Origin of the sequence: Pseudomonas sp. Irchel s3b5 (assembly GCF_900187435.1) — a bacterium.
Classification (GTDB): Bacteria; Pseudomonadota; Gammaproteobacteria; order Pseudomonadales; family Pseudomonadaceae; genus Aquipseudomonas.
In genome coordinates, this window is record NZ_FYDY01000008.1 from 59,984 (window position 1) to 84,719 (window position 24,736).

Here is a 24,736-nt window from a genome sequence, read left to right on the forward strand (position 1 = left end):
AGCGCTCCTTATGCCGTCTTGATCAACTCAATCCTGATCGCGCATTTTTTGTAATCGGTCTGCTTGGAGATGGGGTCCGTCGCATCCAGCGTGACTTTGTTGATCAGCCTGTTGGCATCGAAAAACGGCACGAACACCAAACCTTGAGGCGGTTTGTTGCGCCCTCGGGTTTCAATCCGGGCACGCATCTCGCCGCGTCGGCTGATGAGTTTCACTTCGCTGCCACGCCGCGCATTCAACGCCTTGGCATCGGCCGGGTGCATGTAGACCAGCGCATCGGGCACTGCTTTATAGAGTTCTTCGACACGCTGGGTCATGGTCCCCGTGTGCCAATGCTCAAGCACCCGCCCGGTACTCAACCAGAACGGGAAGTCCGCGTCCGGGGCTTCCGCAGGCGGCTCGTAAGGCAGCGCGAAGATGATCGCTTTCTTGTCGGGATAGCCGTAGAACTGCACGCCACTGCCCTTCTCGACATAGGGGTCATAACCCTCGCGAAAGCGCCACAGCGTTTCCTTGCCTTCGACGACGGGCCAGCGCAAACCGCGCTCGGAGTGATAACGATCAAAGGGCGCCAGGTCATGACCATGTCCACGGCCGAACTGGGCATATTCTTCGAACAGGCCTTTTTGCAGGTAGAAACCGAAAGCCTTGGCCTCGTCGTTCTGATAGCCCTCAGCCAGTTGATCAGCGGGGAATTGATCGACCTGACCATTCTTGAACAGCACCTCATACAGGGTCTTGCCCTTGTACTGCGGTGAACTCTCCAACAGTTCCGCCGGCCAGACTTCGTCGGTTGTAAAACGCTTGGAAAATTCGACCAATTGCCAGAGGTCCGACTTGGCATCTCCCGGCGCCGAAACCAGTTGATGCCAGAACTGCGTACGCCGCTCCGCGTTGCCGTAAGCGCCCTCTTTCTCGACCCACATCGCCGTGGGCAAAATCAGATCCGCGGCCTGCGCCGAGACGGTGGGATACACATCCGACACCACCACGAAGTTCTCGGGATTGCGCCACCCCGGCAACACTTCCTGCATGATGTTGGGCCCGGCCTGCATGTTGTTGCTGGCCATCGTCCAATACACATTGAGCACGCCGTCCTTGAGCATGCGGCTCTGCTGCACGGCGTGGAACCCGACCTTTTCCTTGATGGTTCCCGCCGGCAGTTTCCAGATTTTTTCTGCGGTGGCGCGGTGCTTCGGATTGGTCACCACCAGGTCGGCCGGCAAGCGATGGGAGAACGTGCCCACTTCTCGCGCCGTACCGCAGGCCGAAGGCTGGCCCGTCAGGGAGAACGGACTGTTGCCCGGCTCGCTGATTTTCCCGGTCAGCAGGTGGATGTTGTAGATCAGGTTGTTGGCCCACACACCTCGGGTGTGCTGGTTGAAGCCCATGGTCCAGAACGAAACCACCTTGCGCTTGGGGTCGGCGTACAGCTCGGCCAATGCCTTGAGGCGCTCGGCCGGCACCCCGGTTTCCTTCGCGGTGCGCTCCAGGGTGTAGGGTTTGACGAACGCGGCGAACTGCTCGAAGTCGATGTCGGTCCAGGTATTCGCCTTGTCGGCATTCTTGGCCTTCATCTCCAGCGGATTGTCGGAACGCAAACCGTAGCCGATGTCATCGGTGCCTTTGGCGAACTTGGTGTGTTTGCTGACGAAGTCTTTGTTGACCGAACCGCTTTCAATGATGTGGTTGGCGATGTAGTTGAGAATCAGCAAGTCAGTCTGTGGCTTGAACACCATCGGAATGTCAGCCAGTTCAAAACTGCGATGTTCAAACGTGGAGAGCACGGCCACTTTCACATCCGGCTGGCTTAAACGGCGATCAGTCACCCGACTCCAAAGAATCGGGTGCATTTCCGCCATGTTTGAACCCCACAGGACGAACGCATCGGTGACTTCGATATCGTCGTAACAGCCCATCGGCTCGTCGATACCGAACGTGCGCATGAACCCCATGACCGCCGATGCCATGCAATGGCGTGCATTGGGGTCGATGTTGTTCGAGCGGAATCCCGCTTTCATCAATTTGTTGGCCGCGTACCCTTCCCAGATCGTCCACTGCCCGGAGCCGAACATGGCGACGGATTCCCCGCCCTTGTTCTTCAGCGCCTCTTTGTACTTCAACTCCATGACATCGAATGCCTGTTCCCAGGACACCGGATGAAACTCGCCTTGTTTGTCATATTGCCCATTGGTCATGCGCAACAGCGGCTGCGTCAGACGATCTACGCCGTACATGATCTTGGATAAAAAGTAGCCTTTGACACAGTTCAACCCGCGGTTGACCTCGGCTTTTACATCGCCGTGAGTTGCCACCACCTTGTTGTCCTTGGTCGCCACCATGACGCTGCAACCGGTACCGCAAAAACGACAGGGCGCCTTGTTCCAGTTCAGGGAAACCATGTCTTGTTCGGTAATCAGGTTACTGGCCGAGGTAAACACCGGGAGACCCGCAGCCGCTGCCGCGATTCCGGCCGCTTGGGCTTTGACAAACTCTCGCCGAGTCATAGGCATGTGCTTTCTCCCGTCACATCGAGAATCTCGTGATAAACCAGGGCGGCATTGAGCACGCCTGGCAAGCGATTGATCTGATCGATTCGCTGAAGAATCTGGCTTTCGTGATCGGTTTCCAGCACAACCACTAACTTGCCGGCGGGGCTTTCCTGATGAAGTTCAACGCCCGTGAGCAACCGCAGGTTGGCTTTGACCGCCTCGAACAAGGCGGGACGGGCATGTACTACCAGACTGGCAATGTGCAGCGTCTTTTCCACGACCCGTACTCCCTGCTGAGTTAGAGATGGATGTCGATCAGTTGGGGGGGCCTGGCGGACCGAGGAGCATTTGCAGAAACCAGATAAAAAAACCGTAACCACCGACTATCGCCACCGATAACAGTGGAAACAGAACAATGATCAGGAAATAGAACAGGCGCGTTTCTTTACGAACCCGCTGGGTAGAGTCATCCGTTGATGGCATGGTTAGCGCTCCTGCCAAACTGTCAAAGGAGCCTAGACGGCTTACGCAATAAGTTCCATGATTTGGATCAACAACGGTGGTTCCAGCGCCTTAAATACGAAACCAAGGCGCTGGTTAAATATTGGTATTCAATAAGTATTCTTATTTAAGCAAGCTTCCCTATTTCATATTCACGCAACTTGTTGGCAATCGTTGTATGAGAAACACCCAGGCGCTTGCCCAGTAATCGACTGCTGGCATGTTCCGAATAAAGCCGTTCCAGCACCGCTTTTTCAAAACGCCCGACAATTTCGTCCAACCCGCCCTCGAGCGAGAAATCGCCCAATGGCTGACGCACGCCGTAATCCGGCAGACGAATATGCTCAGCCTTGACCGTCCCGCCCTCGCACAGGGAAACCGCCTGGAACAACACGTTTTCCAGTTGCCGGACGTTGCCCGGCCAATGGTAGTGACTGAGCCGTTCCATGGCGGCTGGCGCGAGTTTTGGCAATGGACAACCGATCTGCCGGCTGGCCTGATCGAGGAAGTGCTCCACCAGAGGCGTCAACCCGTCGAGGCATTCGCGTAGCGGCGGGATGTGCAGCGACAGCACGTTCAAGCGGTGGTACAGGTCCTGACGGAATTCGCCACGGGCACACAGTTCGGACAAATCGACCTGGGTCGCGCAGATCACCCGCACATCCAGATAAACCTCTTCGTCGCTGCCTACACGCCGGAAGCAACCGTCCTGCAGGAAGCGCAGCAACTTCACCTGCAACCGCGGGCTCATTTCCCCGACGCCGTCGAGAAACAACGTACCGCCCGCCGTCAGCTCCAGCAGCCCGAGCTTGCCCTCGGCCCGCGCACCTTCGAAAGCGCCGGGGCCGTAGCCAAACAGTTCGGTCTCGGCCATCGACTCGGGCAGGCCGGCGCAGTTGAGCGCCATCAACGGCGATTGCCCACGGGGGCTGGCCAGATGGCAGGCCCGCGCCAGCAATTCTTTGCCGGTGCCGGTTTCGCCCTCGATCAACAGCGGCGCATCCAGCGGCGCCATGCGCCTAGCTTCTCGGACCACGGCGGCCATTACTTTCGAACTTTGAAAGATGCTGTCGAAGCCTCGCAATTCCTGCTTACGCACGTTGTAGATACGCTCGCCCACCCGGTCGGCACGGTGCAGCGTCAGCACTGCGCCGGCCATGGCTTCGCTGTCGTCGTGCTCTGATTGCAGTGGCGCGATGTCGGCCAGAAACACGTCGCCCTTGACCTTGACCCGCAGCCCGTTGATCCGCGATTTGTTGGCACGCACCAGTTCCGGCAAGTCGAAGTCTTCGGCGTAGCGCGACAGTGGAATGCCCGGCACCTCATCGACGCGCACGCCCAACAGCTGCGCCGCTGCACGGTTGGCCGCGACGATCGAACCGCCCATGTCGATCGACAGCACTGGAAACTCCAGCGCACCGAGCAGCGCATTGAGTTCCATGTGCCGACGCTCGCTGGGCATCAGCCCTACACGCTTGACGCCAAATACCCCGGCAATTGACTCGAACTTCGGGCGCAGCGCCTGGAACTGAATGTTGATCAGGTTCGGGCAATGCAGGTAGATGGCGTTGCCATGCTCGCCGCCCACTTCACCGCGGGCCACGTTGATCCCGTATTCCACCAGCAGGTTGAGAATGTCGCGCAGGATGCCGATGCGGTTCTGGCAGTGGACTTTGATACGCATATAAAAGACCTGGATCTGGATGAAAGGGGTGGCATTGAACCTGTAGGCGCCGGCTTGCTGGCGATGACACCCTCAAGGACGCTATCGCCAGCAAGCCGGCTCCTACAAAGGTCCCAGGCAAGCATTTTTCTGTCGGGGCGCTCAGATAGTCGTCAAGATTATGTTACAGATGTAGGGCGTTTCCCAGCCGCCAATCTCAACATCTGCGCGATGACGGCCGATACGTAACGAAAACTTTACTATATTTGAGGAGTTTTCCCACACAGTTCGCGGACTGCCTGCTGCAACGACGCAATCCTTGGGGTATTTCTAAGTCCATAGCAGCACATAACAAGAACGAATCCCCTAGCAGGAGAGCAGCATGAAGCAGACGCAATACGTGGCTCGTGAGCCCGATGCGCAAGGTTTTATCGACTACCCCGCCGAAGAACACGCGGTGTGGAACACGCTGATCACTCGCCAACTGAAAGTGATCGAAGGGCGTGCGTGCCAGGAATACCTGGACGGTATCGAAAAACTCGGTCTGCCCCACGACCGCATTCCGCAACTGGGCGAGATCAATAAAGTCCTCGGTGAAACCACCGGTTGGCAGGTCGCCCGCGTACCGGCACTCATCCCTTTCCAGACCTTTTTCGAATTGCTCGCCAGCAAGCAGTTTCCAGTGGCTACCTTTATTCGTACCCGCGAAGAGCTGGATTACCTGCAAGAGCCGGACATTTTCCACGAGATTTTCGGCCACTGCCCGCTGCTGACCAACCCGTGGTTCGCCGAGTTCACCCACACCTACGGCAAACTCGGCCTGCAAGCGACCAAGGAAGAACGCGTGTACCTGGCGCGCCTGTACTGGATGACCATCGAGTTCGGCCTGGTCGACACCCCGCAAGGCCAACGCATCTACGGTGGCGGCATTCTGTCCTCGCCGAAAGAGACCGTGTATTGCCTGTCGGACGAGCCTGAGCATCAGGCGTTCGATCCGCTGGAATGCATGCGCACGCCTTACCGCATCGACATCCTGCAACCGCTGTACTTCGCGCTGCCCAATCTCAAGCGTCTGTTCGACCTCGCTCACGAAGACATCATGGGCATGGTCAAGCAAGCGATGCAGATGGGTCTGCACGCACCGAAGTTTCCGCCAAAACCAAAAGCCGCGTGATCCGCCGCTTTTAGAATCAAGTGAGCCTGTCAGAAACCATCGCTTTGGATTAGCGTGGTGCCACTGAGGGCCGATTTCCCAACATTCGATTTCAGGAACACATCATGACCGCACTCACCCAAGCCCATTGCGAAGCCTGCCGCGCCGATGCTCCACAAGTCAGCGACGAAGAATTGCCGATCCTGATCAAGCAAATCCCGGATTGGAACATCGAAGTCCGCGACGGCATCATGCAGCTGGAAAAAGTCTTCCTGTTCAAAAACTTCAAGCACGCCCTGGCATTCACCAACGCTGTCGGTGAAATCTCCGAGGCTGAAGGTCACCACCCAGGCTTACTGACCGAGTGGGGCAAAGTCACCGTGACCTGGTGGAGCCATTCGATCAAGGGCCTGCACCGCAACGACTTCATCATGGCCGCGCGCACTGACATCGTTGCCAAGGACGCCGAGGGCCGCAAGTAATGCACTTCGACGCCATCGGCCGTGTGCCCGGCGACCCAATCCTGGGCCTGATGGAGGCCTACGCGCAGGACCCGAACCCGCGCAAGTTCGACCTTGGCGTGGGTGTCTACAAAGACGCCCAGGGCCTGACACCGATTCCTCAATCAGTGAAACTGGCCGAGGCGCGTCTGGTCGAGCGTCAGACCACCAAGACCTACATCGGTGGTCATGGCGAGCCGGCGTTCGGCAAAGCGATCAATGAGCTGGTGCTGGGTGTCGACTCGACGCTGCTGACCGAGCAACGTGCTGGCGCCACCCAGACACCGGGCGGCACCGGGGCGCTGCGCCTGAGCGCGGACTTCATCGCCCAGTGCCTGCCGGGCCGTGGCGTCTGGCTGAGCAATCCGACCTGGCCGATCCACGAAACCATTTTCGCGGCCGCCAACGTCAAGGTCAGTCATTACCCGTACGTGGGCAGCGACAACCGACTCGACGTTGAAGGGATGCTCGCGGCGCTCAATGAAGCGCCCAAGGGCGACGTGGTGTTGCTGCACGCCTGCTGCCACAACCCGACCGGTTTCGACTTGTCCCATGACGATTGGCGCCGGGTGCTGGAGGTTGTTCGCAAACGCGAACTGCTGCCACTGATCGACTTCGCCTACCAAGGCTTCGGCGATGGCCTGGAGCAGGACGCCTGGTCGACTCGACTGTTCGCCGCCGAGTTGCCGGAAGTGCTGATCACCAGTTCGTGCTCGAAGAACTTCGGCCTGTACCGCGACCGCACCGGTGCGCTGATTGTCTGTGCGAAAAGCGCCGACAAGCTCACCGACATTCGCAGCCAACTGGCCAACATCGCCCGCAATTTGTGGTCGACGCCGCCGGATCATGGCGCTGCCGTGGTCGCGACGATCCTCGGCGATCCGGAGCTGAAAAGCCTCTGGGCCGACGAAGTGGAAAGCATGCGCTTGCGCATCGCCCAGCTGCGCAGCGGCCTGGTGGAAGCGCTGGAGCCACATGGTTTGCGCGAACGCTTTGCGCACATTGGCGCGCAGCGCGGGATGTTTTCCTACACCGGCCTTTCACCTGAACAGGTGAAGAACCTGAGGGATCATCACAGCGTGTACATGGTCAGCTCCGGCCGGGCCAACGTCGCCGGCATTGATGCCACGCGCCTGGATCTGCTGGCCGAGGCGATTGCCAAGGTTTGCCAGTAACAAAGTGATATGCCGAACACCCTGTGGCGAGGGAGCTTGCTCCCGCTCGAGCGCGCAGCGGTCGCTTGAACTGCAAACGAGTTCTCACTGAAAGAACTCCTTGTATTCTCATGGGGCCGCTCCGCGACCCAGCGGGAGCAAGCTCCCTCGCCACAATGGATTCTCGTTGCCCTTCCAGACCTGTCTAGACAACCCCGCTAATCGAAACAAATGGATATAAAAGTCTGTTTGTCATTTCTGTTGCTGTATCCTGCCCAGGCTTTGTAAAAGCGCGGATCTACCAGATCTATCAACAGACTTAGCGAGGAGCGCGACTATGCACGAGATTCCTAATCTCCCCTTCCCAAGCCTGCACGAACCTGAGCAGACGACCACGCGACAAGCCGGAGCCCAACAGCCCGAGCCGAAAGATGGCACTGACAGCTGCCAAGCTGACAGCGAAGACTGAAATACCCGCCGTACAGACCGTGTGGAAAGCGCTAACATGCGCTTTCCACACTGCCTGAAACGAGACCCTGTCCATGACCGATGAATTTAGCGAAGCCCAGGCCAGCGCCCTGATCGGCACCGCCGAGAAAATGATCGAGATCTGGAATCGCCTCTCCCCCGAGAAACAAGCCGCTTTACTCGCCCGATTTGGCACCGAAGAAAACGCGTTGGCCGCCCTGGTCACTACGCACCTGGTTGCGCCCGCCAAGCCCGAGTGACACCGCCCGGCAAATAGTTTCATTTTTCCCCGGCCCACGAGCGGCCTCGCCGCTATCATAAGCAGCCTATCTATCTGCTTTACCGTGGACCTTTACCCATGTCTGAAAACCAGCGCCCCCTGACGGTCACGCTGCAAGTTGTATCCATCGTCCTGTTTACCTTTATCGGCTACCTGAATATCGGCATCCCCTTGGCCGTATTGCCGGGTTACGTCCACAACGACCTGGGCTTCGGCACCGTGATCGCCGGGTTGGTGATCAGCGTGCAATACCTGGCCACCCTGCTCAGCCGCCCGTATGCCGGGAAAATCATCGACAACAAAGGCAGCAAACTCGCGGTGATGTATGGCCTGGCCGGATGCGGCTTGAGCGGTGTGTTCATGTTGATGTCGGCGTGGACGCAAAGCCTGCCGATGCTCACCTTGATCAGCCTGTTGATCGGCCGTTTGATACTCGGCAGCTCGGAAAGTCTGGTCGGTTCCGGTTCGATTGGCTGGGGTATCGGCCGGGTTGGCGCGGCGAATACCGCCAAGGTTATTTCCTGGAATGGCATCGCCAGTTACGGCGCATTGGCGGTCGGCGCGCCGCTCGGCGTGTGGCTGGTCAGTCGGTTGGGCTTGTGGAGCATGGGCGTGAGCATTGTGCTGCTGGCCGTCATTGGCCTGCTGCTGGCCTGGCCGAAAACCGCCGCGCCGATCGTTGCCGGTGAACGTTTGCCGTTCATGCATGTGCTAGGTCGCGTGCTGCCCCATGGCTGCGGGCTGGCGTTGGGCTCGATCGGTTTCGGCACCATCGCCACCTTCATCACGCTGTATTACGCCACCCAGCACTGGGACAACGCAGTGCTGTGCCTGAGCCTGTTCGGCGTCAGCTTCATTGGCGCGCGCTTGCTGTTCGGCAACCTGATCAACCGCCTCGGCGGCTTTCGCGTGGCGATTGCCTGCCTGTCGGTGGAGACCCTGGGATTGCTGCTGCTATGGCTGGCACCGGATGCGCATTGGGCCTTGGCGGGTGCAGCATTGAGCGGGTTCGGCTTTTCGCTGGTGTTCCCGGCGCTGGGGGTGGAAGCGGTCAATCTGGTACCGGCGTCCAGTCGTGGTGCGGCAGTGGGGGCTTACTCGCTGTTCATCGATTTGTCGCTGGGGATCACCGGGCCGTTGGCCGGTGCGATTGCCGCAGGTTTCGGATTTGCTTCGATCTTCCTGTTTGCCGCCCTTGCCGCTTTGAGCGGATTGATGCTGAGTCTCTATTTGTACCGGCAGGCACCGAAGCTGCGTGAATCGCGGGACGCGCCTTAGAAATCCACCTTGCCGCGACCGGCCTTGATGTTGCCGCGCTTGCTCTTGGATTCAAGCCGACGCGTCTTGGAGCCCAGGGTTGGTTTGGTCGGACGGCGTTTCTTTTCCACCTTGGTGGCGCTGAGGATCAGCTCGACCAAACGCTCCAGCGCATCGGCCCGGTTCTGTTCCTGCGTCCGGTATTGCTGGGCCTTGATGATCAACACGCCGTCGCTGGTGATGCGACTGTCGCGCAGTGCCAGCAGCCGCTCTTTGTAGAAGTCGGGCAAGGACGAGGCCGGAATGTCGAAGCGCAAGTGCACGGCACTGGAGACCTTGTTGACGTTCTGGCCACCGGCGCCCTGGGCGCGAATGGCGGTCAACTCGATCTCGGCATCCGGCAGATGCACGTTGTTGGAAATTACCAGCATGGAAAAGCGTCCGTATTCAGAGCGTGCAGGATACCGCGAATCCCCCCTGTTTTCGGCCCACCTTTCGTAGGAGCTGGCTTGCCAGCGATGACGATGGTGAACGTGACGCCGTCATCGCTGGCAAGCCAGCTCCTACAGGTTTTGCAGCGCCCAAAACAAACCCGGCACTTGGCCGGGTTGGTTGATTCTGCGTCAGTGTTACTTCACTGCTGCCTGCAACGCGTGTTGAGCACTGCGCTTGTTCTTGATGCCGTAGCAGACCCACATGAACACGACCCACACCGGAATCGCGTACACCGAGACCTGGATCCCCGGAATCAACAGCATCACGCCCAGAATGAACACCACGAACGCCAGGCAAACGTAGTTCCCGTACGGGTACCACAAGGCCTTGAACAGCGGCGTCTGTTTGGTTTTGTTCATGTGCTGGCGGAACTTGAAATGTGAGTAGCTGATCATCGCCCAGTTGATCACCAGGGTAGCCACCACCAGCGACATCAGCAGTTCCAGCGCGCTGTGCGGGATCAAGTAGTTCAACAACACTGCGATCAGCGTCACGGCCGCCGAAGCCAGGATCGAACGCACCGGCACGCCGCGCTTGTCGATCTTCGCCAGGCCTTTCGGCGCGTCGCCCTGTTCGGCCATGCCCAACAGCATACGGCTGTTGCAGTAGGTGCCGCTGTTGTACACCGACAACGCCGCAGTCAGGACCACGAAGTTGAGGATGTGCGCGGCGGTGCTGCTGCCGAGCATCGAGAACACTTGTACGAACGGGCTGCCGCTGTAGGAATCACCGGACGCGTTCAGGGTAGCCAGCAGGCTGTCCCACGGCGTCAACGACAGCAGAATGACCAGTGCGCCGATGTAGAAAATCAGGATCCGGTAGATCACCTGGTTGATGGCTTTCGGGATCACGGTTTTCGGCTTGTCGGCTTCAGCCGCGGTGAAACCGAGCATTTCCAGACCACCGAAGGAGAACATGATGATCGCCATGGCCATCACCAGACCACTCACGCCGTTCGGGAAGAAACCGCCGTGGGTCCACAGGTTGCTCACCGCCGCTTGCGGGCCGCCGTTGCCGCTGACCAGCAGATAGCTGCCCAGGGCAATCATGCCGACGATGGCAACGACCTTGATGATCGCGAACCAGAACTCGGCTTCGCCAAAGACTTTGACGTTGGCCAGGTTGATCGCATTGATCAGCACGAAGAAGGCGGCAGCGGAGGCCCAGGTCGGGATGTCCGGCGCCCAGTAGTGGATGTATTTGCCGACAGCCGTCAGCTCGGACATGCCCACCAGAATGTACAGGATCCAGCAGTTCCAGCCCGACAGGAAACCGGCAAAGCCGCCCCAGTACTTGTGCGCGAAATGGCTGAAGGAACCGGCCACTGGCTCTTCGACGATCATTTCGCCCAGTTGGCGCATGATCATGAAGGCAATGAAGCCGCAGATGGCATAGCCGAGGATCATCGACGGACCGGCAGATTTCAATACCCCGGCCGAGCCGAGGAACAGACCGGTACCGATCGCGCCACCGAGGGCGATCAGTTGAATGTGGCGATTCTTCAGGCCGCGTTTCAGCTCGCCTGAATGCGAGTTTTGTCCACTCATGAAAAGGGTCTCACGCAAGGTTTGATGATGTTCAGTAAACGTTGCTGCTCAGCAAAGACATTAAGCGGCACCGATCAAACCCCAGCGCAGGCACCAGGAGTTCAGCGTATTTACTACGGTCATGCGTCACCTGTTTGTTTTTATCTGTGACGAAATCGAACCCGACACGCTTGTGGCGCAGCGGAGTGAACAAGGCGGATAGCCTTGAGGTTTGCGCAGATGCGCAGGAGGTCACAGGTAAAACGCGGCGCATTGTACACCTGTAACCCCCTGCTGCCAGACTCGCTGGACAAGCGTGTCTATGGCCGGGATTGCCTGTGTCCGCCACGAGAGGCTCGGGCGGCTGCAAATACGGGGTCGGACCCTTGCGGATCAAAGACGGGGACGGCAGTAAAATCGCCCCTCGCGGAGAACTGAAAATGGATTGCGGCGATCATTGCGCCTCCTTTTTGTTATGCACCTGCACGACAGGCATGGCGCGCATGACACCCTGACTGGAGTGGTGAAACAAGCGGGCCAGAGGGCTGGAAGCTAACCGGGAGGGGCTGATGTGTAAGCGTTTTCTTACGGCATCCAGGAAGTGTCGAATTCACGGGGTGAATCCGTGGGATTTGTCAGGATTTCTTTACAGACCGTAACATCGGGTTTCCATTCGGGAGAGTATGGTGTTGCCGCTTTGCCCGCGAAGAGGCCATTGAAAACACTTCATGGCTAAAACCAGACCAAAAAAAACGCCAACCCGAAGGTTGGCGTTTTTTATGAAGCGCTGACCGATTACTCAGGCTTGCGACGACCAAAGCCAGGACGCTGACCCGAACCCGCCGGAGCGCCACGGCGCTTGCCCGACGGTTTGTCGCTGTCGACCAGGCTGATGCCAGGACGCTTTTTCGGTGCAGGCTTGGCCGGGCGCTTGGTGTCGACCGGACGATCGGCCACCGGCGTGCCACGACCTTCGCCGCGCTCGGTACGGCCATTGGCCGGACGCGGCGTGCGTGGACCGCGCTCACCGTCCTGACGGGCGGCTGGCTTGCGACCTGGACGCTCGCCTTCGATCTTCGGTTCGCGGCTGGCACGCGGAGCGGCGGGTGCACCGGGTACGGCAGCAGCCGGACGCAGGGTACGAACGCGCTCGGTCTTGGCCATCGGACGTGACGATTTACGCTGCATCCGGTCCAGTTTGTCTTTGCTCTTGGCGTTCATCTGCGGCATCGCGACCGGCGTCAGGCCGACTTCGGCACTCAGAACATCAACTTCGTACTGGCTCATTTCGCGCCAGCGGCCCATCGGCAGGTCGGAGTTGAGGAACACCGGACCGAAACGCACGCGCTTCAGACGGCTGACCACCAGGCCCTGGGATTCCCACAGACGACGAACTTCGCGGTTGCGACCTTCCATCACCACGCAGTGATACCAGTGGTTGAAACCTTCACCGCCTGGCGCTTGCTTGATGTCGGTGAACTTGGCCGGACCATCTTCAAGGACCACGCCAGCCTTCAGGCGCTCGATCATCTCGTCATCGACTTCGCCACGCACACGTACCGCGTATTCACGGTCCATTTCGTAGGAAGGGTGCATCAGGCGGTTGGCCAGCTCACCGTCGGTGGTGAACATCAGCAGACCGGTGGTGTTGATGTCCAGGCGACCGATGTTGATCCAGCGGCCTTCTTTCGGCTTTGGCATCTTGTCGAACACGGTCGGGCGACCTTCCGGGTCGACGCGGGTGCAGATCTCGCCGTCAGGCTTGTTGTACATGATCACGCGGCGGACCGACTCGGCAGCCTCTTCGCGCTTGATCACCTTGCCATCGATGGTGATGGCGTCGTGCATGTCGACACGCTGGCCAAGAGTGGCGTCTTTGCCGTTGACCTTGATGCGGCCGTGGCTGATCCAGGCTTCCACGTCACGGCGCGAGCCAATGCCGATACGGGCAAGGACTTTCTGCAGCTTTTCGCCTGCTGGGCCGATTTCCTGGTCGTCTTTCTGGTCTTTGATACTCATCTGGGCACCTCCCGGTGTGGTCTGTTCAGGCGTTGCCTGAAGCGATGTAAATCTGGGTTCTTGGCGATGGGATCGCCGAAGGGTCGCGAATCATACGCGCATGCGGGCGTTTGCGCATCAGAGACTAGCTGATCAAGGCAAGGTTATTTGCTTTTCCGCCGACCGGTGATCGCGAGCTTTTGTAGGAGCCGGCTTGCTGGCGATGCGGCCAACGCGGTGTATCTGAGAGACCGCGGTGATGCCATCGCCAGCAAGCCGACTCCTACGGGATGGTGGTCAGTCTTCGAATTCGCGACGTTCGGCTTCGATGGCTTCGGCCAATGCCTGGGCTTCGGCCTCTTCGTCCGACAGTTCAGGCTCGGGTTTCGGCGGCTCGAGGGCGGCGACGGCGGCCAGGAGTTTTTCCCGGGCTTGTGCGACGCCGAGGATATCGTCTTCCTGCTCCGGTTCAGTTTCAGTTTCAGGCTCGGGCTCGGGCTGCGCCGCTTCGACGTCTGGCTCGACATCCGACTGCTCCGAATCGAATTCAGGCGACACACCATCACGCAACAAATCGTCGAAATCAGTCTTGATCCCCTCCTCCATGGTGTCCAGCTCCAGAAGCAGCGTATGGAAACTGGTCTCTTCCTTCGGTTCCTCCGGCTCGGCGCTGGCATCGGCCAGCGCTTGCAGGGCGGCCGGCACCGGGGCGTCGTCGAAATCGAGCACCGGGTCCGGTTCCAGTTCACGCAGTTCGGCCAGCGGCGGCAGGTCGTCGAGATTTTTCAGGTTGAAGTGATCGAGAAAGGCCTTGGTGGTGGCAAACATCGCCGGTTTGCCGGGCACGTCGCGGTAACCGACGATCCGAATCCACTCGCGCTCCATGAGGGTCTTGACGATGTTGCTGTTGACCGCCACGCCCCGCACGTCTTCGATCTCGCCCCGGGTGATCGGCTGGCGATAGGCAATCAGCGCCATGGTTTCGAGCATGGCCCGGGAATAACGCTGCGGGCGTTCTTCCCACAGACGCCCGACCCACGGCGAGAATTTTTCGCGAATTTGCAGGCGGTACCCCGAGGCCACTTCCTTGAGTTCGAAAGCGCGGCCGTCGCAGGACTTGGCCAGAATCGTCAGGGCCTTCTTGAACACCGGCGGCTCAGGGCGCTCGCCTTCCTCAAAAAGTTCGAACAGGCTTTCCAGGGATTGCGGCTTTCCCGAGGCCAACAGAAAGGCTTCAAGCAATGGCGCCAGCTCGCGGGGTTCACTCAGGTTCATGATTCAACTCGTTATTCGGCTCGGGCCCGCACGTGGATCGCTGCGAACGGCTCATTCTGCACCAGCTCGACCAAAGATTCCTTGACCAGTTCGAGAATCGCCATAAACGTCACGACCACCCCCAAGCGTCCCTCTTCAGCGGTGAACAGTTCGACAAACGGCACGAAACCGCCGCCCTTGAGCCGTTCCAGCACATCGCTCATGCGTTCGCGCGTAGACAGCGCTTCGCGGCTGACCTGGTGGCTTTCGAACATGTCGCCACGGCGCAAAACCTCGGCCATGGACAAAAGCAACTCGGACAGACGCACGTCCGGCAACAGCTTGCGCGCCCGGGCTTCAAGTGCATCCAGCTTCGGTACCACCACGTCACGTCCGACGCGGCTCAGGCCATCGATCCCTTCGGCGGCAGCCTTGAAGCGTTCGTACTCCTGCAAGCGGCGGATCAGTTCGGCGCGCGGGTCGTCTTCTTCCTCCTCGACGGTTTCAGCCCGTGGCAGCAGCATTCGCGACTTGATCTCGGCGAGCATCGCGGCCATCACCAGGTACTCGGCCGCCAGTTCCAGGCGCACCGACTGCATCAACTCGACATAGCCCATGTACTGGCGGGTGATTTCCGCCACCGGAATGTCGAGGATGTTGATGTTCTGCTTGCGGATCAGGTACAGCAGCAGGTCGAGCGGGCCTTCGAAAGCTTCAAGAAAGACTTCCAGCGCATCCGGCGGGATGTACAGGTCCAGCGGCATTTCCATGACCGCCTGGCCATAGACCATGGCGAAAGGCAGCTCTTGCTGGGCACCGGCCTGACTGTCGACGGGTTCTACTGCCGACATCTACGCCTCGGCCATGAAAGGCGCAGGGTCGCCGCAGCCAACGCGGATGACTTCAGGCTCGCCGTCGGCGAGGTTGATGACAGTGGACGCCTTGATGCCGCCGAAACCGCCGTCGATGATCAGATCAACCTGATGTTCGAGCAGCTGGCGCATTTCATAGGGATCAGACATCGGGTCAGTTTCGCCGGGCATGATCAAGCTCACGCTCATCAGCGGCTCACCCAACTGTTCCAGCAGTGCCAGGGCAATCGGATGACTCGGAACACGCAGGCCGATGGTGCGTTTTTTCGGGTGCAGCAACAACCGTGGCACTTCGCGGGTGGCGTTGAGAATGAAGGTGTATGGCCCCGGCAGGTGCGCCTTGAGCAGACGGAAAGTCCCGGTATCGATCTTGGCAAACAACCCCAGTTGCGACAAATCGCAGCAAATCAGCGCGAAGTTGTGCTTTTCATCCAGCCCGCGCAAACGGCGCACGCGCTCGACGGCAACCTTGTCGCCGATCTGGCAACCAATGGCGTAGGACGAGTCTGTGGGATAAACCACCACCCCGCCGCTGCGGATGATCTCGACTGCCTGTTTGATCAGGCGCGCTTGCGGGTTTTCCGGATGAATCTGGAAAAATTGACTCACATTTTCTACCTGTTCAGACGGCGGCAATAACTGGGTCATGTTTGAATCGGCACCAAAGTGGCGGCAGATCCTCCGGGAGCGGGCGGTACTCACCGATCTCTGACCAGCCTCCCGGACCATGAAAATCACTGCCGGCGCTGACCAGCAGACCGAATTCACGGGCCAGAATGGCCAGGCTGCCCACTTGCTCGGCGGGCTGGTAACCATTGACCACTTCGATGGCGTGGCCACCTGCTTGAATATAGTCGGCAATCAGGCGGCGGCGCTTGCTGCGAGTGAATTCGTAGTGCCATGGGTGAGCAAGACTGACCCAGGCCTTGGCCGCGCGCAGGGTTTCGACGGTGTCTTCCAGCGTCGGCCAGTGTTGCTTGACGTCGCCCAGCTTGCCGGCGCCCAGCCATTTGCGAAACGCTTCGGCGCGATCCTTGACGAAACCTTCACGGACCATCCAGTCGGCAAAGTGCGGGCGGGCCGGTGCGTTGCCGCTGTCGCCCAGCTCCTGCTGTATCGACCGGGCACCTTCGAGCGCCCCCGGCATGCCTTTGAGCGCCAGTTTTCGGCTGATCTCTTCGGAACGCAGCCAGCGCCCATCGTGCAATTTGGCGATCGCTTCGACCAACGGCGCGGCGTTGACGTCGAAACCATAGCCAAGCACGTGAATGGTGGCGCCGCCCCAGGTGCAGGACAATTCGACCCCGTTGACCAGTTGCATCCCCAGCGCATCCGCTGCGCTGCGCGCCTCGGCGAGACCTTCGAGGGTGTCGTGATCGGTCAGGGCCAGGACTCGCACGCCGTTCTCGAACGCACGCGCAACCAGAACCGCAGGCGCCAGGGCGCCATCGGAGGCCGTGCTATGGCAGTGCAAATCAACATTCACAGGGCTTTGTAACCTCAAATCAGCTGGCGCTATCGCGCGCCCATATGTTTGTTATTATGCAGCCACATCCTGCTTCTGGCTGCCACTGTGAAACAATTCATCGATTTCATCCCGCTCCTGCTGTTTTTCATCGTCTTCAAAATCGATCCACGGGTCGTCGACATTGCCGGTCATGAGGTAACTGTAGGCGGTATTTACAGCGCCACGGCCATGCTGATCATCAGTTCGCTGGCGGTTTACGGCACGCTGTTCATCAAGCAGCGCAAGCTGGAGAAGAGCCAGTGGCTGACGCTGATCGCCTGCCTGGTCTTCGGTAGCCTGACGCTGGCTTTCCACAGCGAGACGTTCCTGAAATGGAAAGCCCCGGTGGTCAACTGGCTGTTCGCGCTGGCATTCATCGGCAGCCACTTCATCGGTGACAGCCTGCTGATCAAGCGCATCATGGGCCATGCACTGACCCTGCCGGAGCCGGTCTGGACGCGCCTGAACATCGCCTGGATCGGTTTTTTCCTGTTTTGCGGTGCCGCCAACCTGTTTGTCGCGTTCACCTTCCAGAGCTACTGGGTCGACTTCAAAGTCTTCGGCAGCCTGGGCATGACTTTGCTGTTCCTGGTCGGCCAGGGCATCTACCTGTCCCGCCATCTGCATGATGCCGATACCACAACGCCTAAAACCGAGGACTGACATGCTTTACGCAATCATTGCCACAGACGTCGCCAACTCCCTGGAAGCCCGCCTGGCCGCACGGCCTGCACACCTTGAGCGCCTGCAAGTGCTCAAAGGTGAAGGTCGCATCGTTTTGGCCGGTCCACACCCGGCGATCGACAGCAATGATCCAGGCGCTGCGGGTTTCACCGGCAGCCTGATCGTCGCCGAGTTCGATTCCCTGAGCGCCGCACAAGCCTGGGCCGACGCAGATCCGTACATCGCCGCAGGCGTCTACGCCAACGTTCTGGTCAAGCCGTTCAAGCAAGTCCTGCCGTAACACCTCTCCACGCGGTGAACCTTATTGGTTCATCGCGTTCTCAATCGCTCATTATTCTCGTTTGCCGGCCGACAACTTGCCCAATACTCGTATTGGAATCAGGAGTCGCGATGCGCAAAGGTCCGTTGTGTCTGATGTTGGTCACGTTGTCGATCATGGCACCCGCCCACGGTGAAGAAAGCGCCGAGGAAGGTCACTCCACGCCGCTGTCCTTGAGCGCCGGCAGCCAGATCAATGAATTGCAGCAACGCTTGAAAGACAGCGAGCGGCAACGGGAAGAACTGAGCAAACAACTGCAGAATGCCGATGGCGAGCGCGAAAGCGCCCAACTGGCCCGGTTGCGCCAAGAGAACCAGCGACTGAAGCTGCAACTCAAGGAAGCCCAGGCCGGCAGTTCGGTGCCACGCTGGTTGACCGATCAGCAACAATGGTTCGTGATCGGCGCCGGGGTAGCGCTATTGGCTCTGCTCTGCGGTATCTTCGCCAGTGGGGCAAGTCGAAAACGTCGACAATGGCTAAATTGAGTGAGTCATGAGCGAGCTGTTACTGATTGATGATGACCAGGAGTTGTGTGAGCTCCTGAGCAGTTGGCTGAGCCAGGAAGGATTTCAGGTTCGCGCCTGTCACGACGGCCAGAGTGCGCGGCGTGCACTGGCGGAGGCCTCCCCGGCGGCCGTGGTGCTGGATGTGATGCTGCCCGACGGCAGCGGCCTGGAACTGCTCAAGCAATTGCGCAGCGATCATCCGGATCTGCCGGTGCTGATGCTCTCGGCCCGGGGCGAACCGCTGGACCGCATCCTCGGCCTGGAACTCGGCGCCGACGATTACCTGGCCAAACCCTGCGATCCGCGGGAACTGACCGCCCGCCTGCGTGCGGTGTTGCGCCGCAGCCATCCGGCGGCGGTGTCCAGCCAGATGGAACTGGGCGACCTGTGTTTCAGCCCGGTGCGCGGCGTGGTCAGCATCGATCAACAGGAATACATCCTCACCGTCTCTGAAAGTCGCCTGCTCGAAGCCTTGCTCAAGCAACCCGGCGAGCCTCTGGACAAGCAGGAACTGGCGCAGATCGCCCTCGGCCGCAAGCTGACCCTGTACGACCGCAGCCTGGACATGCACGTCAGCAACCTGCGCAAAAAAATCGGCCCGCACGCCGATGGCCGACCGCGCATCGTTGCCCTTCGTAGCCGCGGCTACTACTACAGCCTTTGACGAAACACGCCCCCTGTAGGAGCTGGCTTGCCAGCGAAGCTTTTGATGGCCTCAAGGCCCCTTCGCCAGCAAGCCGGCTCCTACAGGGATGTTTTGTCAGGGACATAGAAAACCATCTTTACCCAAGCCTTACACTCCGCTGACCGCCGCTGACCTTGATCTCCGTAATCTGCACTCATCCGGAACGTACCGGGAACGAGACAAGGAGATACACCATGCGCAAGACTCTTATCGCTCTGATGTTCGCTGCCGCCCTGCCGACCGTTGCCATGGCCATGCCCGAAGGCGCAGGCCCGATGGATGGCTCGATGGACGGTTCGCGCCACGGCGGTCAGATGCACGGCATGCACGGCAAAGGCCCGTACAGCCAGCTGGACCTGAGCCGCGAACAGCGCGAGCAGATCCGCAAAATCATGGGCGAGCAAATGCACGAGCGTAAGCAAGTGGTCGACAAATACCTGGAGAAGCTCTCGCCAGCCGACCAGAAAGCCATGAAAGACGAGATGACCGCGAACCACAAAAAAGCGGAAGCGGATGTACGCGCCTTGTTGAAACCGGATCAGCAGAAAGAATTCGACGAAATCCAGAAGAAACAGGCTGAGCGTCGCGCTGAATGGACCGAGTTCAAGGCCTGGAAAGCGCAACAACCGCAAAAGGCGCAATAATGCGTTAACCCCGGACCCAACGGCTCAACCGCGTTGGGTCGCATGCGTTTGGTCTAATGTGGGAGCGAGCAGGCTCGCTCCCACACGTTTCGAGGATTTACTGTGCGTTCATTGTTCTGGCGTATTCTGGCCAGCTTCTGGCTGGCCATCGCTCTGGTTGCAGGGTTGTCCATTCTGCTCGGGCACATGCTCAATCAGGACGCATGGATTCTCAGCCGTCACCCGGGCCTCAACACGCTGCCCGAACAGTGGACGCAGACTTACGAGTCCGAAGGCGAAGAGGCCGCCCAGGACCTTCTTCAGCAACGCAAACGTCAGTATCACATTGACGTTCAGGTGCTCAACGAAAGTGGCGACCCGGTGGTGCGCGGCACATTCCCTCGTCGCGCCGCAGCGTTCGAAGCGCGGCAGAATAACGAAGACCGACGCCTGCCATGGCGACGTCTGACCGATGAATACACCAGCGAAAAAACCGGCGACACCTACCTGCTGATCTACCGCATCCCCCACCCGGAACTGGACGCCTGGCACCGCGAAAGCCTGTTATGGCCGTTGAGTGCGCTGGGTATTGCCTTGGTGGTGCTGACTTTATTCAGCCTGCTGGTGACCTTTTCCATCACCCGCCCGCTCAGTCGCCTGCGCGGCGCGGTGCATGACCTCGGCCAAACCACCTATCAACAAAACAGCCTGGTGAAACTGGCTAACCGCCGCGACGAGTTCGGCGTACTGGCCAACGATTTCAACCGCATGGGCGCGCGCCTGCAAAGCCTGATCGGCAGTCAGCGGCAATTGCTGCGCGACGTGTCCCACGAGCTGCGCTCTCCCCTCGCTCGTTTGCGCATCGCCTTGGCACTGGCCGAGCGGGCCACTCCGCAAGAACGCGAACAGCTGTGGCCGCGCCTGACCCGCGAGTGCGATCGCCTGGAAGCGCTGATCAGCGAAATCCTAGTATTGGCGCGGGTCGATTCCGACAACGCCAGTGCGGAAGAGGTGGACCTCAACGCGTTGCTCACCACCCTGCAAAAGGATGCGCAACTGGCCTCACCGGATCAGCTTGTCCATCTCGAAGCCGAGCCGCAACTGAACCTCAAAGGCTGGCCGACCATGATCGAACGGGCCGTGGACAACCTGCTGCGAAATGCCCAGCGTTTCAACCCGGCAGGTGGCATGCCCATCGAAATACAGGCCTTGCGTCAGGGCGAACGCATTGTGGTGACGGTGCGCGATCATGGGCCTGGAGTGGATGCCGAGCACTTGAGTCAGCTCGGCGAGCCGTTCTACCGCGCCCCCGGGCAAACCGCCGCCGGACATGGCCTGGGGCTGGCCATTGCACGGCGTGCGGCAGAACGGCATGGCGGCAGCCTGGCGCTGTCCAACCATCCTGAAGGCGGGTTTATTGCCAGCCTGGAATTGCCGTTGGTGCCGGGGGCTGTTGCGCCGTTGTAAGCGCTGTGGTGCTGCGATCTGTTGATCTTTAGGCTTTACCGCGCCAGGCGCTGACGAACTCGGCCAGGTCGACCTTCTCGGCCACTCGCGGTTCTTTCTGCGGTGTCCCCAGATAAAGGAAAGCAATCACTTCCTCCCCTTCCGCCAATCCCAAACCCTTGGCCACATGCGACGAATACGCCAGGTCACCGGTACGCCATACCGCGCCGATGCCTTGGGCATACGCCGCCAGCAAAATCCCGTGGGCTGCACAACCCGCCGCCAGCAGTTGCTCGGACTTAGGGTATTTGACGTGATCCTGCACGCGAGCAATCACCACGACCACCAACGGTGCCCGCAGCGGACCGTTGCGCGCCTTGTCGATGGCCGCTTCGGTGACTTCGCTGTCCTGCAGTCTTGCCGCTTCGGCGAGCAACTCGCCCATTTGCTCACGTGCCACGCCTTCCACCGTCAGGAAGCGCCAAGGCTGCAAATGGCCGTGGTCCGGTGCCCGCATGGCGGCGCCAAACAGCACTTCACGTTGCTCCGCGGTCGGTGCCGGATCAAGCAGTCGTGGGACGGAAACACGGTTGAGCAAAGCGTCGAGAGCCTGCATCGGCCACCTCCTGAAAAATTTGTGCGGCTATTCTAGCTGTAACTACCACCGCAGTGCGGTTTACATGCCCCGCCTCGCAGGTAGAATGGCGCCCTTCCTTACTTCAGCCGAGCGGACCTCATGGCGTTGCCGACCTTACGGATCATTGGTTTCATCATCGGCATCTTCCTGATCACGCTGGCGATTGCCATGGTCGTGCCCATGGCCACGCTGGTCATCTTTGACCGCACCAGCGACCTGACATCGTTCCTCTGGGCCAGCATGATCACCTTTGTCGCCGGTCTGGCGCTGGTGATTCCGGGGCGTCCCGAGCACATTCACCTGCGCCCGCGGGACATGTACCTGCTGACCGTGAGCAGTTGGCTGGTGGTGTGCATCTTCGCGGCGCTGCCATTCCTGCTGACTCAGCACATCAGCTACACCGACTCCTTCTTTGAAAGCATGTCCGGCATCACCGCCACCGGCGCGACCGTGCTCAACGGCCTGGACACCATGTCCCCCGGCATCCTGATGTGGCGCTCGTTGCTGCACTGGATCGGCGGCATCGGCTTTATCGGCATGGCGGTCGCGATTCTGCCGCTCTTGCGCATTGGTGGCATGCGGCTGTTTCAGACCGAATCGTCGGATCGATCGGAAAAAGTCATGCCCCGCTCGCACATGGTGGCGCGCCTGATCGTGGCAGCCTATGTCGGCATTACCATTTTCGGCAGCCTGGCATTCTGGTGGGCCGGGATGAGCCCGTTCGATGCGATCAACCACGCGATGTCGGCGATTTCCACCGGCGGTTTCTCCACCTCCGACCAGTCCTTGGCCAAGTGGCCGCAGCCAGCGGTGCATTGGGTGGCGATCGTCATCATGATTCTCGGCGCCCTGCCGTTCACCCTGTATGTCGCGACGTTGCGTGGCAACCGTAAGGCGCTGATCAAGGACCAACAGGTGCAGGGCTTGCTCGGCATGTTGCTGGTGACCTGGCTGGTACTCGGCACCTGGTACTGGTGGACCACCCAGATGCATTGGCTGGACGCGCTGCGGCATGTGGCGCTGAACGTGACGTCAGTCGTAACCACGACCGGTTTCGCGCTGGGGGACTACAGCCTGTGGGGAAATTTCTCGCTGATGCTGTTCTTTTATCTGGGCTTTGTCGGCGGTTGCTCGGGTTCGACCGCTGGCGGGATCAAGATTTTCCGCTTCCAGGTCGCCTACATCCTGCTCAAGGCCAACCTTAACCAGCTGATTCACCCGCGAGCGGTGATCAAGCAGAAGTACAACGGCCACCGGCTGGACGAAGAGATCGTGCGTTCGATCCTGACGTTTTCGTTCTTCTTTGCCATCACCATCTGTGTGATCGCACTGCTGCTGTCGCTGCTCGGCGTGGACTGGATGACTGCGTTGACCGGCGCGGCCAGCACCGTGTCCGGCGTCGGCCCGGGCTTGGGCGAAACCATCGGCCCGGCAGGCAATTTCGCCACCCTGCCGGACGCCGCCAAGTGGATTCTGTCGGCCGGCATGCTGCTGGGCCGACTGGAAATCATTACTGTGTTTGTGCTGTGTATTCCGGCATTTTGGCGTCATTGATCGCCGCAGGCGCTTGCAATAGCCGCATCCGGTACTCGCCGGGTGTGGCATCGAACCAGCGGCGGAAGGCGCGGAAGAAGTTGCTCGGATCGGCGAACCCCAGCAGATAGGCAATTTCCAGCAAGGTCATGTTCGGTTGCGCCAGATACTGCTCGGCCAATTCGCGTCGGGTATCGTCGAGCAACACCTGGAAACTCGTGCCCTCTTCCTGCAAGCGACGCTGCAAGGTTCGCTGGGACAAATGCAGCGTCTGCGCCACGGTGTCGCGCTTGGGTTCCCCTTGAGGCAACAGACGACACAACACCTGCCGCGCCTTGTGGGTCACGCGGCTTTCCGAAAAGCGCGCCAGGTATTCACCGGCAAAACGATCATGCAGCAACGCCATGGCCTCGTTGGCCGTCGGTAGCGGCGCTTCCATGTCCGAGCGTTCGAAGATCAGCGCATCGTAAGGCGCACTGAACACCAGCGGCGCATGGAAGGCTTGCTTGTACGGTTCCAGGTCGACCGGCTGATCGCCCTGAACCAGCACTTTGCGTGGTTGCAACGTCCGCCCGGTCAGCCAGCCGCACAGGGCCAGCGCACAGGCCAGCGAAGCTTCGGCGCTTTGTCGGGTCGGCGGAAGATGATCGCCGTGCACCGTCAGAATCAGCGCGTAACCTTCGTCCAGCAGCTTGAAACTCAGGTCGGCACTTTCGGCGATGATGCGCTGAAACCGCACCAGGCGCTGGAAGCCTTCGGCCAGGGTCTGGCTGGACATCAAGGCGTAGCCCGCCACGTGAAACTGCGCAGGCCGCACCACTTTGCCCATGTTCAGGCCAATGGCCGGGTTGCCAGATAGCTCGACCGCGCGTTGCCACAGCCGTGTCATGGAATCCTGCGGGAAGCGCGCATCCGGATCATCCAGTGCCGCATAGTCGAGCCCCAGCTGCTTGAACAGAACCCGGCAATCCAGGCCGTCCATCTCCAGCGCTTTGACAATCCCCATCGCCCAGCTTGCAGAGGTCGTTCGTTCGCTCATGGCGTTTTCTGTCTTGGTGAGCCGTCTCGAGGCGGCTGATTGTCGAAGGATAGTAAAGTGGCGCCTATTGTCACTGGCTGATGCCACTGATCACTCTAGACTCAAATAAGCTACCCACAGAACAAGTTGTCATCAGAAACAACA

General features: G+C 59.7%; 25 protein-coding genes. 12 read left to right on the forward strand and 13 right to left on the reverse strand.

What is annotated here, in order from left to right:
- Window positions 1–8 precede the first annotated feature (8 nt).
- The 4 genes from napA to CKW15_RS11440 form a co-directional block, all read right to left on the reverse strand.
- The gene (napA, locus tag CKW15_RS11425) at window positions 9–2,513 is read right to left on the reverse strand and encodes a nitrate reductase catalytic subunit NapA (RefSeq protein WP_095058997.1); all 2,505 of its coding nucleotides are present in this window, start codon (window positions 2,511–2,513) and stop codon (window positions 9–11) included.
- Complete coding sequence (locus CKW15_RS11430; RefSeq protein ID WP_095058996.1) at window positions 2,504–2,770, reverse strand: chaperone NapD; 267 nt, start codon at window positions 2,768–2,770, stop codon at window positions 2,504–2,506. The genes napA and CKW15_RS11430 overlap by 10 nt, the downstream gene beginning before the upstream one ends.
- A gap of 37 nt (window positions 2,771–2,807) precedes the next feature.
- Window positions 2,808–2,975 (reverse strand): periplasmic nitrate reductase, NapE protein, encoded by a 168-nt coding sequence (locus tag CKW15_RS11435; RefSeq protein ID WP_095058995.1) that lies wholly within the window; start codon window positions 2,973–2,975, stop codon window positions 2,808–2,810.
- A gap of 145 nt (window positions 2,976–3,120) precedes the next feature.
- Entirely contained in the window at window positions 3,121–4,677 is a 1,557-nt protein-coding gene (locus CKW15_RS11440; RefSeq protein ID WP_095152138.1) for a sigma-54-dependent transcriptional regulator, read from the reverse strand.
- A 361-nt stretch (window positions 4,678–5,038) separates the two neighbouring features.
- Here CKW15_RS11440 and phhA point away from each other — a divergent pair, with 361 nt between their 5' ends.
- The 5 genes from phhA to CKW15_RS11465 all read left to right on the forward strand — a co-directional run bounded on the left by phhA (window position 5,039) and on the right by CKW15_RS11465 (window position 9,489).
- The gene (gene phhA, locus CKW15_RS11445) at window positions 5,039–5,830 is read left to right on the forward strand and encodes a phenylalanine 4-monooxygenase (RefSeq protein ID WP_056853041.1); all 792 of its coding nucleotides are present in this window, start codon (window positions 5,039–5,041) and stop codon (window positions 5,828–5,830) included.
- Window positions 5,831–5,934: 104 nt separating this feature from the next.
- Window positions 5,935–6,291: a 4a-hydroxytetrahydrobiopterin dehydratase gene (locus tag CKW15_RS11450; protein WP_095058993.1), complete on the forward strand. Its 357-nt coding sequence runs from the start codon at window positions 5,935–5,937 to the stop codon at window positions 6,289–6,291.
- Window positions 6,291–7,484, forward strand: coding sequence for an amino acid aminotransferase (locus CKW15_RS11455; protein WP_095152139.1), 1,194 nt, complete (start codon window positions 6,291–6,293; stop codon window positions 7,482–7,484). The genes CKW15_RS11450 and CKW15_RS11455 overlap by 1 nt, the downstream gene beginning before the upstream one ends.
- 521 nt (window positions 7,485–8,005) lie before the next feature.
- Window positions 8,006–8,191, forward strand: coding sequence for a hypothetical protein (locus CKW15_RS11460; RefSeq protein ID WP_095152140.1), 186 nt, complete (start codon window positions 8,006–8,008; stop codon window positions 8,189–8,191).
- Window positions 8,192–8,289: 98 nt separating this feature from the next.
- Window positions 8,290–9,489, forward strand: coding sequence for an MFS transporter (locus CKW15_RS11465; protein ID WP_095152141.1), 1,200 nt, complete (start codon window positions 8,290–8,292; stop codon window positions 9,487–9,489).
- Here CKW15_RS11465 and arfB read toward each other — a convergent pair.
- The 7 genes from arfB to CKW15_RS11500 all read right to left on the reverse strand — a co-directional run bounded on the left by arfB (window position 9,486) and on the right by CKW15_RS11500 (window position 17,099).
- Complete coding sequence (arfB, locus tag CKW15_RS11470; RefSeq protein WP_095058989.1) at window positions 9,486–9,899, reverse strand: alternative ribosome rescue aminoacyl-tRNA hydrolase ArfB; 414 nt, start codon at window positions 9,897–9,899, stop codon at window positions 9,486–9,488. The genes CKW15_RS11465 and arfB overlap by 4 nt on opposite strands.
- 198 nt (window positions 9,900–10,097) lie before the next feature.
- Entirely contained in the window at window positions 10,098–11,510 is a 1,413-nt protein-coding gene (locus tag CKW15_RS11475; protein WP_095152142.1) for an amino acid permease, read from the reverse strand.
- A 774-nt stretch (window positions 11,511–12,284) separates the two neighbouring features.
- Window positions 12,285–13,508 (reverse strand): 23S rRNA pseudouridine(2605) synthase RluB, encoded by a 1,224-nt coding sequence (gene rluB, locus CKW15_RS11480; protein ID WP_095152143.1) that lies wholly within the window; start codon window positions 13,506–13,508, stop codon window positions 12,285–12,287.
- A 276-nt stretch (window positions 13,509–13,784) separates the two neighbouring features.
- A complete protein-coding gene (gene scpB, locus CKW15_RS11485; protein WP_095152144.1) occupies window positions 13,785–14,762 on the reverse strand; it encodes an SMC-Scp complex subunit ScpB in 978 nt (325 codons plus the stop codon).
- Window positions 14,763–14,773: 11 nt separating this feature from the next.
- Window positions 14,774–15,472 carry a ScpA family protein gene (locus CKW15_RS11490; RefSeq protein WP_177450570.1) on the reverse strand — a complete coding sequence of 233 codons (699 nt, stop codon included), beginning with the start codon at window positions 15,470–15,472 and terminating at the stop codon, window positions 14,774–14,776.
- Between the two features lie 120 nt (window positions 15,473–15,592).
- Complete coding sequence (locus tag CKW15_RS11495) at window positions 15,593–16,222, reverse strand: L-threonylcarbamoyladenylate synthase (protein WP_095059054.1); 630 nt, start codon at window positions 16,220–16,222, stop codon at window positions 15,593–15,595.
- A gap of 13 nt (window positions 16,223–16,235) precedes the next feature.
- Window positions 16,236–17,099, reverse strand: coding sequence for a PHP domain-containing protein (locus CKW15_RS11500; protein WP_095058984.1), 864 nt, complete (start codon window positions 17,097–17,099; stop codon window positions 16,236–16,238).
- An 87-nt stretch (window positions 17,100–17,186) separates the two neighbouring features.
- Between CKW15_RS11500 and CKW15_RS11505 the strand changes: the two genes are divergently transcribed.
- From CKW15_RS11505 to CKW15_RS11530, 6 genes are all read left to right on the forward strand, one after another.
- Window positions 17,187–17,783, forward strand: a complete 597-nt coding sequence (locus tag CKW15_RS11505) for a septation protein A (RefSeq protein ID WP_095058983.1) — start codon at window positions 17,187–17,189, stop codon at window positions 17,781–17,783.
- A 1-nt stretch (window position 17,784) separates the two neighbouring features.
- Window positions 17,785–18,084: a YciI family protein gene (locus CKW15_RS11510; RefSeq protein ID WP_057715934.1), complete on the forward strand. Its 300-nt coding sequence runs from the start codon at window positions 17,785–17,787 to the stop codon at window positions 18,082–18,084.
- 110 nt (window positions 18,085–18,194) lie between these two features.
- Window positions 18,195–18,608: a translation initiation factor 2 gene (locus tag CKW15_RS11515; protein ID WP_095058982.1), complete on the forward strand. Its 414-nt coding sequence runs from the start codon at window positions 18,195–18,197 to the stop codon at window positions 18,606–18,608.
- Between the two features lie 7 nt (window positions 18,609–18,615).
- The gene (locus CKW15_RS11520) at window positions 18,616–19,293 is read left to right on the forward strand and encodes a response regulator transcription factor (protein ID WP_095058981.1); all 678 of its coding nucleotides are present in this window, start codon (window positions 18,616–18,618) and stop codon (window positions 19,291–19,293) included.
- Between the two features lie 215 nt (window positions 19,294–19,508).
- Window positions 19,509–19,958, forward strand: a complete 450-nt coding sequence (locus CKW15_RS11525; protein ID WP_095058980.1) for an LTXXQ domain protein — start codon at window positions 19,509–19,511, stop codon at window positions 19,956–19,958.
- Between the two features lie 102 nt (window positions 19,959–20,060).
- On the forward strand, window positions 20,061–21,404 hold the full coding sequence (locus CKW15_RS11530; RefSeq protein WP_095152146.1) for a HAMP domain-containing sensor histidine kinase: 1,344 nt from the start codon (window positions 20,061–20,063) through the stop codon (window positions 21,402–21,404).
- A gap of 28 nt (window positions 21,405–21,432) precedes the next feature.
- Here the strand turns inward: CKW15_RS11530 and CKW15_RS11535 are convergent, their stop codons facing one another.
- The gene (locus CKW15_RS11535) at window positions 21,433–21,999 is read right to left on the reverse strand and encodes an NAD(P)H nitroreductase (protein WP_095058978.1); all 567 of its coding nucleotides are present in this window, start codon (window positions 21,997–21,999) and stop codon (window positions 21,433–21,435) included.
- Between the two features lie 120 nt (window positions 22,000–22,119).
- On the opposite strand from CKW15_RS11535, the gene CKW15_RS11540 reads away from it, so the two are divergent.
- The gene (locus CKW15_RS11540) at window positions 22,120–23,574 is read left to right on the forward strand and encodes a TrkH family potassium uptake protein (protein WP_095058977.1); all 1,455 of its coding nucleotides are present in this window, start codon (window positions 22,120–22,122) and stop codon (window positions 23,572–23,574) included.
- Here the strand turns inward: CKW15_RS11540 and CKW15_RS11545 are convergent.
- The gene (locus tag CKW15_RS11545; protein ID WP_095058976.1) at window positions 23,531–24,592 is read right to left on the reverse strand and encodes an AraC family transcriptional regulator; all 1,062 of its coding nucleotides are present in this window, start codon (window positions 24,590–24,592) and stop codon (window positions 23,531–23,533) included. The genes CKW15_RS11540 and CKW15_RS11545 overlap by 44 nt on opposite strands.
- Window positions 24,593–24,736 lie beyond the last annotated feature (144 nt).

What these genes read in the sequence shown, in the direction of transcription:
- scpB (WP_095152144.1), bottom strand. Translation starts at nt 14,762, where the DNA reads ATGAACCTGAGTGAACCCCGCGAGCTGGCGCCATTGCTTGAAGCCTTT.
- CKW15_RS11535 (WP_095058978.1), bottom strand. Translation starts at nt 21,999, where the DNA reads ATGCAGGCTCTCGACGCTTTGCTCAACCGTGTTTCCGTCCCACGACTG.
- arfB (WP_095058989.1), bottom strand. Translation starts at nt 9,899, where the DNA reads ATGCTGGTAATTTCCAACAACGTGCATCTGCCGGATGCCGAGATCGAG.
- CKW15_RS11440 (WP_095152138.1), bottom strand. Translation starts at nt 4,677, where the DNA reads ATGCGTATCAAAGTCCACTGCCAGAACCGCATCGGCATCCTGCGCGAC.
- CKW15_RS11515 (WP_095058982.1), top strand. Translation starts at nt 18,195, where the DNA reads ATGCGCAAAGGTCCGTTGTGTCTGATGTTGGTCACGTTGTCGATCATG.
- CKW15_RS11435 (WP_095058995.1), bottom strand. Translation starts at nt 2,975, where the DNA reads ATGCCATCAACGGATGACTCTACCCAGCGGGTTCGTAAAGAAACGCGC.
- CKW15_RS11455 (WP_095152139.1), top strand. Translation starts at nt 6,291, where the DNA reads ATGCACTTCGACGCCATCGGCCGTGTGCCCGGCGACCCAATCCTGGGC.
- CKW15_RS11465 (WP_095152141.1), top strand. Translation starts at nt 8,290, where the DNA reads ATGTCTGAAAACCAGCGCCCCCTGACGGTCACGCTGCAAGTTGTATCC.
- CKW15_RS11450 (WP_095058993.1), top strand. Translation starts at nt 5,935, where the DNA reads ATGACCGCACTCACCCAAGCCCATTGCGAAGCCTGCCGCGCCGATGCT.
- napA (WP_095058997.1), bottom strand. Translation starts at nt 2,513, where the DNA reads ATGCCTATGACTCGGCGAGAGTTTGTCAAAGCCCAAGCGGCCGGAATC.
- CKW15_RS11460 (WP_095152140.1), top strand. Translation starts at nt 8,006, where the DNA reads ATGACCGATGAATTTAGCGAAGCCCAGGCCAGCGCCCTGATCGGCACC.
- CKW15_RS11520 (WP_095058981.1), top strand. Translation starts at nt 18,616, where the DNA reads ATGAGCGAGCTGTTACTGATTGATGATGACCAGGAGTTGTGTGAGCTC.
- CKW15_RS11545 (WP_095058976.1), bottom strand. Translation starts at nt 24,592, where the DNA reads ATGAGCGAACGAACGACCTCTGCAAGCTGGGCGATGGGGATTGTCAAA.
- rluB (WP_095152143.1), bottom strand. Translation starts at nt 13,508, where the DNA reads ATGAGTATCAAAGACCAGAAAGACGACCAGGAAATCGGCCCAGCAGGC.
- CKW15_RS11475 (WP_095152142.1), bottom strand. Translation starts at nt 11,510, where the DNA reads ATGAGTGGACAAAACTCGCATTCAGGCGAGCTGAAACGCGGCCTGAAG.
- phhA (WP_056853041.1), top strand. Translation starts at nt 5,039, where the DNA reads ATGAAGCAGACGCAATACGTGGCTCGTGAGCCCGATGCGCAAGGTTTT.
- CKW15_RS11525 (WP_095058980.1), top strand. Translation starts at nt 19,509, where the DNA reads ATGCGCAAGACTCTTATCGCTCTGATGTTCGCTGCCGCCCTGCCGACC.
- CKW15_RS11540 (WP_095058977.1), top strand. Translation starts at nt 22,120, where the DNA reads ATGGCGTTGCCGACCTTACGGATCATTGGTTTCATCATCGGCATCTTC.
- CKW15_RS11510 (WP_057715934.1), top strand. Translation starts at nt 17,785, where the DNA reads ATGCTTTACGCAATCATTGCCACAGACGTCGCCAACTCCCTGGAAGCC.